We start from the raw sequence: 10,590 nt of genomic DNA on the forward strand, positions 1-10,590 counted from the left end.
CGAGGCTTTCGATTCAGGCTCTGTTCCGGGCAGATACCGCGTTTTTCGGCCCGGATGCAGGGGCGGAATTGTCGCGCTGCCCCGGCGTCAGCAGGTGCCGCAACAGGGCCACCGGGTGTGCCCGCAGGCTCAGGCGGGTGGCGACGTAATCCTCGACCACCTGCTCGCCCAGCGACATCTGCGGCAGATGGGCGGCGGGTTCGTCCAGCGCCTCGCCTTCCAGATCCTGCGCGAACAGGGGCAGGGGTTTGGCGGTGGCGATCGCCTTGGCCTGCCACAGCGCCTCGCGCCGGGTCAGGCCGCAGGCGGCAAAGGCATCGGCCTCGGCCAGACGCTCGATCACCGAGGGGCCAAGGCCCGCGCGGCGCCAGACGTCGTCAACCTGGTGGTAGCCGTTGCCGCGCGCGGCGGTCAGCCAACTGGCGTCCTCTTCGCTCAGGCCCTTGATCTGGCGAAAGCCCAGCCGCAGGGCCAGCCCGCCATGGCCGTCTGGCTCCATCACGTTGTCCCAGAAGCTGGCATTGATGCAGACCGGACGCACTTGCACGCCATGCTCGCGCGCATCGCGCACGATCTGGGCGGGGGCATAGAACCCCATTGGTTGCGAATTCAGCAGCGCGCAGGCAAAAATCCCCGGATGGTGGCACTTGATCCAGGCGCTGGCATAGACCAGCAGCGCAAAGCTGGCCGCATGGCTTTCGGGGAAGCCGTAGGAGCCGAACCCCTCGATCTGCGAGAAACAGCGCTCGGCAAATTCGGCGTCATAGCCGTTGCGCTGCATCCCGCGCAGGAACAGGGTGCGGAATTCGCTGACATTGCCGTGCTTCTTGAAGGTCGCCAGCGACCGCCGCAGCCGGTCGGCCTGTTCGGGGGTGAAGCCCGCGCCGACGATGGCGATCTGCATCGCCTGTTCCTGAAACAGCGGCACGCCCAGCGTCTTGCCCAGCACCTCGCCCAGCGCGTCCGAGGGGAAGCTGACCTCCTCCTCGCCGTTCCGACGCCGGATATAGGGATGCACCATGTCGCCCTGGATGGGGCCGGGGCGGATGATGGCGACCTCGATCACCAGGTCATAGAAATTGCGCGGCCGCATCCGGGGCAAGAAGTTCATCTGCGCACGTGATTCCACCTGGAACACGCCGACCGAATCCGCGCGGCACAGCATGTCATAGACCGCCGGGTCCTCGGGCGGCAGGGTGGCGAGCGTGTAACTCGTCTGATGGTGCTGGGCGATCAGGTCGAAGGCCTTGCGGATGCAGGTCAGCATGCCAAGGCTCAGGACATCGACCTTGAGGATGCCCAGACTGTCGATGTCGTCCTTGTCCCAGCAGATGACCGTGCGGTCCTCCATCGTGGCGTTCTCGATGGGCACCAGCTCGTCCAGACGGCCCTCGGTGATGATGAACCCGCCCACATGCTGGGACAGGTGGCGGGGGAAGCCGTTGATCTGATGCACCAGTGTCAGAGTCTGTTTCAGGCGGCGGTCCTCGGGGTCGAGGCCGATTTCGCGCATCCGTTCCGCCTCGAGCCCTGCGGTCGAGAAGAACCCCCACAGCTGCGAGGACAGGGCGGAAATCGTGTCCTCGGTCAGGCCCATGGCGCGGCCCACCTCGCGGATGGCGCGCTTGCCGCGATAGTGGATCACCGTGGCGCACAGCCCCGCGCGGTGGCGGCCATAGCGTTCATAGATGTGCTGGATCACCTCTTCGCGGCGTTCATGTTCGAAATCCACGTCGATGTCGGGCGGCTCGTCCCGCGCCTCGGAGACGAAGCGTTCAAAGACCATGGTGCCCATCTCGGGGCTGACCGAGGTGACGCCCAGGCAATAGCAGACCACCGAATTGGCCGCCGAGCCGCGCCCCTGGCACAGGATCCCGCGGCCGCGGGCGAACTGCACGATGTCGCGGACGGTCAGGAAATAGGGCTCGTATTTCAGCTTGCCGATCAGGGTCAGCTCATGCGCCAGCATCGCCTTGACCTTTTCGGGTGCGCCAGCGGGATAGCGCCATTTCAACCCCTCATGCGCCAGACGATGCAGGCGCTGGGCGGGGGTTTCGGTGCCGCTGACCTCGCTGGGGTATTCATAGCGCAGCTCGTCCAGCGAGAAGGTGAGCTGTTCGCTGAGCGCATACGCGCGAGCCACGGCGCCTTCGTGCCCCTTGAAGATGCGCAGCATCTCGGGTTCCGAGCGCAGGCGCTGTTCGCCATTGGCCAGCGCGTGACGGCCCAGATCGTCCACCTTGCGGCGCAGCCGGATCGCGGTCAGCACATCGGCCAGCCGGCGGCGCGAGCCGTGATGCATCATCGGCGCGGCGCTGGCGATGGTGAGCAGGCCCAGATGGCACGATTCAGTCTCTAACAAATGGAAAAACGCCGAATCCGCCCCGTCATAGCGCGGATGCATCAGCAAATGCATGCGCCCGGTAAAGCGGCGCGTCAGCTGTTGCGCCTGTGTCCGCCACCCGCTCGCGCCGCCGGTCGGACGGCCCGCCTGTGGCCAGAGCAGCAGGTGGAGGCCGTCGGAAAACTCCAGCAGGTCGGACAGGTGCAGGATGCAGTCGCCCTTGGCCGCGCGCAGCCGTCCGGTGGACAGAAGGCGGCACAGGCTGGCCCAGCCCTGCCGGTTGAGGGGCAGGGCGGTGACGGGCGGGGCGTCGGTAAAGATCAGCCGCGCCGCCGGGATCAGGCGCGGCACCGCATGCACCGGGAACGAGGGCGGTTTCGGGATGTGATCGGGGCAGGGCGGGCCGATGGGCGTGTTCTGCTCTTCCCACGCGCGGCGCTCACGCACCTTGCGGGCGATCTCGCGCGCCTGGGTATGGGCGCGGACGATGCCCGCCACCGAGTTGTCATCGGCGATGGCGATGGCGGGCAGGCCCAGGGTGACGGCGCGCTCCATGTACTCCTCGGGGTGCGAGGCCCCGGTGAGGAAGGTGAAGTTCGACGTGATCGACAGCTCGGCATACATGGCGATTCCACATTATATTCACGTTTTGTTCTTTTTCGAGTCCCTGTCTGCATTGCGCAGGAAACGGGTCGTCTGCCCGCGTGTGGCAGGCGCATTGTCAGGGCAACAAAAGGAGACTCGAGATGTTCAAGATCACCGCCCTGCCCACCGACGAAGTACGCGCCTTTCAGGCAGGCGCGCCCGATGCCTACGGACACGCGCCTGAACGCGCGGTATCAACCGGAACCGGAAATCCGTGCCGCCATTGCTTGCAGCACATTCCCGAAGGTGCAGAAATGCTGATTCTGGCCCATCGGCCTTTTGCAGAGACACATCCTTATGCCGAAACGGGGCCGATCTTTCTGTGTGCAAGCCCTTGTGAACGGTATGAAGGGACTGATCTGCCAGAGGTTCTGACCTCATCGCCCGATTATCTGATCAAGGGCTATGGCCGCGATGACCGGATTGTCTACGGTACCGGCGTCGTGACACCCACCGGACGGATCAGCGCGGCGGTGGATGCAATACTTGCCCGCCCCGAGGTGGCCTATATCCATGTACGCTCGGCCCGGAACAACTGCTATCAGGCGCGGATCGACCGGGTCACAGCTTGACCCGGTGCAGACCCCGGCGCGGCTGGTCCTGATCGTCGGCCGGGGCATCGTCGGCGCGCGAGGAGGTGAGGGCAAGGAACACGTCCTCGAGATCGGCCTCTTCGGTGCGCACGTCGCGGATGCGGATGCCGGCCTGACGGACCGCTTCGAGCACCTGCTCGGCGCTGGTTTCCGGGCTGCGGTAGTGCAGCGCCAGGCTGCCGTCGTCGCGCAGGCTGGCCTGAACGCCGGGGGCGGCGGGCAGGGCGGTCACGGGGGCCTCGGGGGTGATGACCATGGTGCGGCCGTCCATGCGGCCCAGCAGGTTGGCGGTGCTGTCCTGTGCCACCTTCTCGCCGTGGTTGATGATGGCGATCTCGTCGCACATCTCCTGCGCTTCTTCCAGGTAATGGGTGGTCAGGATGATGGTCATGCCCTGCTGGTTCAGCTTGCGAACATTGGCCCACAGCATCTGGCGCAGTTCGATGTCCACGCCGGCGGTGGGTTCGTCCAGCACCAGGATTTTGGGGTGGTGCACCAGTGCCTTGGCCAGCAGCAGCCGCCGCCGCATCCCGCCCGACAGCGTGCGGGCATAGGCCTCGGCCTTGTCGCTGAGGCCGACCAGTTCGAGGATCTCGTCGCTGCGACGTTGCGATTTCGGGACGCCATAGAGCCCGGCCTGCACCTCGAGCGCGCCACGGGGGGTGAAGAACGGGTCGAGGTTCAGCTCCTGCGGCATCACGCCGATGGCGGCGCGGGCCTGGCGCGGGTTGCGGTCCTGGTCATGGCCCCAGATCGTCACCTGGCCTGCGGTCTTGATCACCAGCCCTGCCAGGATGTTGATCAGGGTCGATTTGCCGGCCCCGTTCGGCCCCAGCAGGCCAAAGACCGATCCGCGCGGGATCTCCAGATCGATGCCCTTCAGCGCATGTTTCTCGGGCTGGCCCTTGCCGCCGCGATAGGTTTTGCGCAGGCCGCGAAGGCTGATCGCTGCATCGGTCATTGCTGGCTCTTGCCCCCGGTTTCCTGATCCCTCATAAACGCACCTAATGCATGCCCGCGAGGCCGACAACCAGTGAAGGATCGCACGCCGTGACAATCGAAGCTCCGGAAACCAAGATCGTCGAGACAAGCCGTGTCGCCTGTGATGGCGGCGAGGGCGCGCTGGGCCATCCGCGCGTTTGGTTGCAGATCCCCGAAGATCAGGGCTGGGTCGAGTGCCCCTATTGCGATTGCAAATACGTGCTGAAGGGGCACGAAGCAGCGGCCTGACCACCCATGGCCTGTCGGGTCGGAAGAATTTGACCGAACACAGCAGACGGCCACGCGTGACGGGTGGCCCTGACGGCGCGCCCATGCCATGAGTTGGGTTGGCGAAGACGAGGGAAAGGGCGCGCGATGACAACGGGATTCGGCAAAGGCTGCCATCTGCATCTGATCGACGGATCGGCCTTCATCTTTCGCGCCTATCACGCCCTTCCGCCGCTAACGCGGAAATCGGACGGGTTGCCGATTGGCGCCGTTTCGGGCTTTTGCAACATGCTGCAGCGTTACGTGGATGGCGACCACGGCCCCGATGCGCCGACCCATCTGGCAGTGATCTTCGACAAGGGCTCGCACACCTTCCGCAATGACATGTACGACCTCTACAAGGCCAACCGCGAGGCGATGCCCGAGGACCTGCGCCCGCAGATCCCGCTGACCCGGCAGGCGACCGAGGCCTTCAACATCGCCTGCAAAGAGCTGGAGGGGTACGAGGCCGACGACATCATCGCCACGCTGGCCTGCCAGGCGCGCCAGGCCGGGGGGCGGGTAACCATCGTCAGTTCCGACAAGGACCTGATGCAGCTGGTGGGCGACGGTGTCGAGATGCTGGATGCCATGAAGAACAAGCGCATCGACCGCGAGGGAGTGTTCGAGAAATTCGGCGTCTATCCTGAGCGTGTCGTCGATGTGCAGGCGCTGGCCGGTGACAGCGTCGACAACGTGCCGGGTGCGCCGGGGATCGGGATCAAGACGGCGGCGCTGCTGATCAACGAGTTCGGCGATCTGGAGACGCTGCTGGACCGCGCCGAGGAGATCAAGCAACCCAAGCGCCGCGAAACCCTGATCGAGAAACGAGATCAGATCGAGTTGTCGAAAAGGCTGGTGCAGCTGGATTGCGAAACACCGCTGGACTTCACGCTGGATGATCTGGAGCTGCGCGATCCCGATCCGGACAAGCTGATGGAGTTTCTGGCCGAGATGGAGTTCCGCACTCTGACCAAGCGGATCGCCGACAAGCTGGGCGTCGAACCGCCGGTGATCGCGGATACTCCGGCGCCGGCGGCAGATGAGCCGCAGGCCGAAGACATTCCGTTCGATTCCAGCAAATACGAATGCGTGCGCGATGCGGCCGCGCTGCGGAAATGGAACGATCAGGCCTATGAGCGCGGCTGGCTGGCCGTGGACACCGAGACCACGGGCCTAAACGAAATGATCGCCGATCTGGTCGGCATCTCGCTCTGCATCGAGCCGGGCGAGGCCTGTTATATCCCGCTGACCCACCGCGACGGGGCCAGCGACGACCTGTTCGGCTCGGACGCGCTGGCCGAGGGGCAGATGCCGCTGGATGAGGCGCTGCAGATGCTCAAGCCGGTGCTCGAGGATCCGTCGATCCTGAAGATCGGGCAGAACATGAAATACGACGCCAAGATCTTTGCGCGCTACGGCGTGGATGTGGCCCCGATCGACGACACGATGCTGATGTCCTATGCCATGCATGCGGGCGAGCATGGGCACGGCATGGACACCCTGTCCGAACGCTATCTGGGCCACACGCCGATCCCGATCAAACCGCTGCTGGGCTCGGGCAAATCGGCGATCACCTTCGACAAGGTGCCGATCGACGAGGCGACCGCCTATGCCGCCGAGGATGCCGACATCACCCTGCGCCTGTGGAAGCTGTTCAAGCCGCAGTTGCACCGGGCTCAGGTGACCACCGTCTATGAAACGCTTGAACGCCCTCTGGTGCCGGTTCTGGCCGAGATGGAGATGCATGGCATCAAGGTCGATCGCGATGTGCTGAGCCGCATGTCGAACGCCTTTGCCCAGAAAATGGCCGGGTTAGAGGCTGAAATCCACGAGCTGGCCGGAGAAACCTTCAACGTCGGCTCGCCCGCGCAGTTGGGCGAGATCCTGTTCGACAAGATGGGTCTTGAGGGCGGCAAGAAGGGCAAGACCGGAAAGTATTCGACCGGCGCCGACGTGCTGGAAGATCTTGCGACCGAGCATGAGCTGCCGCGCCGGGTGCTGGACTGGCGGCAGCTGTCCAAGCTGAAATCGACCTATACCGACGCGCTGCAGACCCATATCAACCCCGATACGGGCCGGGTGCATACGTCTTATGCCATCACCGGGGCGAACACGGGGCGTCTGGCCTCGACCGATCCGAACCTGCAGAACATCCCGGTGCGCACCGAAGAAGGCCGCCGCATCCGCGAGGCCTTCATTGCCGAGCCGGGCAACGTGCTGGTGTCGCTCGACTATTCACAGATCGAGCTGCGCATCCTCGCGCATATCGCCGATATTCCGGCCTTGAAACAGGCCTTTGCCGACGGGCTGGACATTCACGCCATGACCGCGTCGGAAATGTTCGACGTGCCGCTGGACGAGATGACGCCCGAGATCCGCCGCAAGGCCAAGGCGATCAATTTCGGCGTGATCTACGGCATTTCGGGCTTTGGTCTGGCGCGCAACCTGCGCATTCCGCGGGCCGAGGCGCAGGGCTTCATCGACCGATATTTCGAACGCTTCCCGGGCATCCGGCGCTATATGGATGACACCATCGCGTTTGCCAAAGAGCATGGCTATGTGCAGACCCTGTTCGGGCGCAAGATCCACACGACAGAAATCAATGCCAAGGGGCCGCATGCGGGGTTTGCCCGCCGGGCGGCGATCAACGCGCCGATCCAGGGCACAGCGGCGGACGTGATCCGCCGGGCGATGGTGCGGATGCCCGAGGCGATCGACGGGCTGCCGGCCAAGATGCTGCTGCAGGTGCACGACGAACTGCTGTTCGAGGTGGCCGAAGACGCGGTGGATCAGACCATCGAGACTGCCCGAGACGTGATGGAAAACGCGCCCGATCCGGCGGTGAAGCTGGACGTGAAACTGACGGTGGATGCGGGCAAAGGCGCCAACTGGGCCGAGGCGCATTAGGCAAGCGCCGTGCCGCTCATCAGGCCCAGCGGGCCATCTTCGCGGCAGGTCAGGCCTCGGGCCTGACCAACAGCGCGACCAGCCGCCGGGTCAGCGGGGCCATGACCAGAACCACCGCAAAGGCCACCGGCCAGCTGATGCTCCACGCGCCCATCCAGCTGGCAAAGGTCTCGGGGCCAAGCCCGATCTCTTTGACCGTTGCGATGCAGGTCACGATGCAGGACATCAGCCCCGACAGGATCAATCCGAACAGGACGGGGGCAAAGCGGGCGGGGATCATGCGGCTGTTCCTCTACTGAATTGCCGCTTCGTATGCGATATCCAAGATGTGATTTCCAGTGCGCAGGTGCACAGGCCTATCGCATCCAGTGCAGAGAGGCGTCGGTGCGCCGCGTCGAGGGCGTGTATTCGGCGCTGACCCAGCCGTCATAGCCGCTGTCGTCGATCGCTGCGAACAACGCGGGGAAATCGGTCTCATCCCGGCCGGGTTCCGACCGGTCGGGGGCCGATCCGATCTGAACATGTACGATCCGGTCGCGGAATCTGTCCCAGATGGCCTGTGCATCGCCATGGATCATCCGGGCATGAAAGCTGTCGAACTGCAGGCCCACATTCGGACGGTCGATCCGGTCCAGGCACGCGGCGGCCAGATCATAGTCATTCAGGAAGTATCCCGGTTGCGAGACGGGGTTCAGCGGTTCGATCGTGAACCGTTGATGCGGCGCAAAATCCGCGGCCCATTGCAGGTTGTGCACAAAACAGTCCCGTGCGTCCGCCCCCGAGGCATAGCCCGCCATCACATGGATCAGGCCGGGCTTCAGCGCCTCGGCATAGCGCAGGACGCGGCGGATGTCGGACTGGAACCGCCCCTCGCCCCCCGGAACGGCCGCATAGCCGGGCTGGCCGCCGGTATAGTTGGGCGGCGGCGCGTTGATCAGCACCAGGTCCAGACCGTTGGTCATCAACGCGCGGCGGGTTTCCTTGGCCGCGATATCGTAGGGGAACAGGATTTCGACCGCCTTGAACCCAGCATCCGCAGCCGCCTTGAATCGGTCGAGATAGGGCAGCTCGGCAAAGAGCAGCGAGATATTGGCGGCAAATCGGGGCATTGTCCTCTCGGTCCGATGGCATGCTGACCTTAGTCGCGGGCGGTGCGCAGAGAAAGGGTTTGAAAACGACAATATGTCGAAAATCGGCCAGACCGGCGCGGGCCGAATGTGAAGGGTCGGGGTATTGCAGCGAATCATTTTCGTGGCGCTGCACCAACAAAAGGATTGAAACCGATGGCGATGAGTCCGGACCCCGTTCGCGGGCCCAGTTTCGCTGTGCCCGGTGCGCGGCAATCCGCCTTGTCCGGAAACGGGCTGGCGGTGGCGTCGATGCTAACCTGGGCGGCCGGATTCCCGGCGGCCGAAATCCTGCTGCAGACCTGGCCGCCGGTTGCCTTGCTGGCTGCGCGGCTGATGCTGGCGGTGGCCGTGATGATCCCGATCTGGCTGTGGATCGATGGCGCGGACGCGGTTCTGCGGGCGCGTTGGGCCCATGCGATGCGAGTGGGCGGGTTTGGCCTTGGCTTGGGCATGTTCCTGATCATCCTGGCGCAGAAACTGACCGATCCTGTTACCGTTGCCATCATCGCGTCCTGCGCGCCTTTGGTTGCGACACTGCTCGAGCTGGCTGCCGGAACGCGCAGATTGCGCTGGAACTTCGCGCTGGGCGTTGCTGTTTCGATCATCGGCGGCCTGATCGCAACCAGCGCGGTGGCGCCGGCCCAGCTGGGGTTGGGTGCGCTCTGCGCCATCGCCTCGACCGCGCTTTTCTGTTGGGCCAGCATGGCGACCGCGCGGGACTTCCCGGACCTCAGCCAAACCGGACGTACCACGATCACGCTGATCGGCGGCACGTTCATGGCCGGCGCGCTGTTCTATCTGTCGAGCGTCCTCGGGTTCGAAGTCTGGCCATCGTCGCCGATCGACCCGCAGCAGGCAGGAATGCTGGCGATCTACGCCGTGATCTCTCTCGGCCTCAGCCAGGTCCTGTTCATCGCTTCGATCGGCCGGCTGGGTGTTGCTCTGGCGTCATTCCACATCAATGTGGCCCCGTTCTACGTGATGCTCATCATGGTGGTTCTGGGTTCGGAGTGGAACTGGACCCGGGCGCTGGGCGCCGGAGTCGTGGCGCTGGCGGTTGTCCTTGCGCAAGACCGTCCCGCACGACGGGTTGCCTAAGGCGCTTCCTCGGCGCGACCCAAGACAAAGAACTGCCCGCCGGACCAGACCCCGACCTGCCCGGCGCGTTCCGTGGCAATGTCCACAAGGCGGTAGAAACTCTTGCGGTCGATCCGCGCCTCAAGGTTCGATCGCACCAATATGTAGGGTCTTGGCTCGTTTGTTTCCGGGTCAATGGCAACCCGTATCGGGTGATCCGGACCTACCGTCACAGTATCGCCGACATGGGTGGTAAAGGTCAGAATCTGATCCTCGTCCGCGCCGGTCCGGTCGAAATCGACCGCCACAAACGGTGCGTCTTCGACGATGATGCCGACCTTTTCGACAGGGGTGACCAGAAAATAGGCGTCCCCTTCTTTCTTAAGAATTGAGGAAAAAAGCTTCACAAGCTCGAACCGGGTGATGGGCGACCCTAGATAATACCAGGTGCCATCGCGCGCGATGCGCATGTCCAGATCGCCGCAGAACGGAGGATTCCACTTGTCCACAGAGGGCAGACCCCGCGGTTTGACTGCCTTGACCGAGGCCGCCAGACCCTCGGGGGACGGTTTCACAGGATTTTGTCCGCTCATTGTTTTTGCCATTTCCTCGCAGCGCGATACACTTCATCTATAATAAGTCC

General features: G+C 64.2%; 9 protein-coding genes. 4 read left to right on the plus strand and 5 right to left on the minus strand.

Annotated elements, in window-relative coordinates; translation table 11 throughout:
• Positions 1 to 13: 13 nt before the first annotated feature.
• Positions 14 to 2,968: an error-prone DNA polymerase gene (locus ACR3EL_RS00855; protein WP_480720049.1), complete on the minus strand. Its 2,955-nt coding sequence runs from the start codon at positions 2,966 to 2,968 to the stop codon at positions 14 to 16.
• Positions 2,969 to 3,090: 122 nt separating this feature from the next.
• On the opposite strand from ACR3EL_RS00855, the gene ACR3EL_RS00860 reads away from it, so the two are divergent.
• Positions 3,091 to 3,561 (plus strand): DUF1203 domain-containing protein, encoded by a 471-nt coding sequence (locus tag ACR3EL_RS00860; RefSeq protein ID WP_170340942.1) that lies wholly within the window; start codon positions 3,091 to 3,093, stop codon positions 3,559 to 3,561.
• Here ACR3EL_RS00860 and ACR3EL_RS00865 read toward each other — a convergent pair.
• On the minus strand, positions 3,551 to 4,543 hold the full coding sequence (locus ACR3EL_RS00865; RefSeq protein ID WP_170340944.1) for an ABC transporter ATP-binding protein: 993 nt from the start codon (positions 4,541 to 4,543) through the stop codon (positions 3,551 to 3,553). The genes ACR3EL_RS00860 and ACR3EL_RS00865 overlap by 11 nt on opposite strands.
• Before the next feature lie 89 nt (positions 4,544 to 4,632).
• Here ACR3EL_RS00865 and ACR3EL_RS00870 point away from each other — a divergent pair, with 89 nt between their 5' ends.
• Both ACR3EL_RS00870 and polA read left to right on the plus strand, forming a co-directional pair.
• Positions 4,633 to 4,812, plus strand: coding sequence for a zinc-finger domain-containing protein (locus tag ACR3EL_RS00870; protein WP_093964387.1), 180 nt, complete (start codon positions 4,633 to 4,635; stop codon positions 4,810 to 4,812).
• Between the two features lie 126 nt (positions 4,813 to 4,938).
• Positions 4,939 to 7,740, plus strand: coding sequence for a DNA polymerase I (polA, locus tag ACR3EL_RS00875; RefSeq protein WP_170340946.1), 2,802 nt, complete (start codon positions 4,939 to 4,941; stop codon positions 7,738 to 7,740).
• Positions 7,741 to 7,789: 49 nt separating this feature from the next.
• On the opposite strand, the gene ACR3EL_RS00880 is transcribed toward polA, so the two are convergent.
• Positions 7,790 to 8,020, minus strand: a complete 231-nt coding sequence (locus tag ACR3EL_RS00880; RefSeq protein WP_170340948.1) for a DUF2798 domain-containing protein — start codon at positions 8,018 to 8,020, stop codon at positions 7,790 to 7,792.
• Between the two features lie 76 nt (positions 8,021 to 8,096).
• The gene (locus ACR3EL_RS00885) at positions 8,097 to 8,849 is read right to left on the minus strand and encodes a hydroxypyruvate isomerase family protein (RefSeq protein WP_170369061.1); all 753 of its coding nucleotides are present in this window, start codon (positions 8,847 to 8,849) and stop codon (positions 8,097 to 8,099) included.
• Between the two features lie 174 nt (positions 8,850 to 9,023).
• Between ACR3EL_RS00885 and ACR3EL_RS00890 the strand changes: the two genes are divergently transcribed.
• Positions 9,024 to 9,968, plus strand: a complete 945-nt coding sequence (locus tag ACR3EL_RS00890) for a DMT family transporter (RefSeq protein ID WP_254432929.1) — start codon at positions 9,024 to 9,026, stop codon at positions 9,966 to 9,968.
• On the opposite strand, the gene ACR3EL_RS00895 is transcribed toward ACR3EL_RS00890, so the two are convergent.
• Complete coding sequence (locus ACR3EL_RS00895) at positions 9,965 to 10,540, minus strand: DUF1285 domain-containing protein (RefSeq protein WP_480720054.1); 576 nt, start codon at positions 10,538 to 10,540, stop codon at positions 9,965 to 9,967. The genes ACR3EL_RS00890 and ACR3EL_RS00895 overlap by 4 nt on opposite strands.
• Positions 10,541 to 10,590 lie beyond the last annotated feature (50 nt).

The organism is Ruegeria sp. BJ3 (genome assembly GCF_056535665.1).

Coding starts and splice junctions, on each gene's coding strand:
- ACR3EL_RS00855 (WP_480720049.1), bottom strand. CDS start 2,968: ATGTATGCCGAGCTGTCGATCACGTCGAACTTCACCTTCCTCACCGGG.
- ACR3EL_RS00865 (WP_170340944.1), bottom strand. CDS start 4,543: ATGACCGATGCAGCGATCAGCCTTCGCGGCCTGCGCAAAACCTATCGC.
- ACR3EL_RS00880 (WP_170340948.1), bottom strand. CDS start 8,020: ATGATCCCCGCCCGCTTTGCCCCCGTCCTGTTCGGATTGATCCTGTCG.
- polA (WP_170340946.1), top strand. CDS start 4,939: ATGACAACGGGATTCGGCAAAGGCTGCCATCTGCATCTGATCGACGGA.
- ACR3EL_RS00890 (WP_254432929.1), top strand. CDS start 9,024: ATGGCGATGAGTCCGGACCCCGTTCGCGGGCCCAGTTTCGCTGTGCCC.
- ACR3EL_RS00895 (WP_480720054.1), bottom strand. CDS start 10,540: ATGAGCGGACAAAATCCTGTGAAACCGTCCCCCGAGGGTCTGGCGGCC.
- ACR3EL_RS00885 (WP_170369061.1), bottom strand. CDS start 8,849: ATGCCCCGATTTGCCGCCAATATCTCGCTGCTCTTTGCCGAGCTGCCC.
- ACR3EL_RS00860 (WP_170340942.1), top strand. CDS start 3,091: ATGTTCAAGATCACCGCCCTGCCCACCGACGAAGTACGCGCCTTTCAG.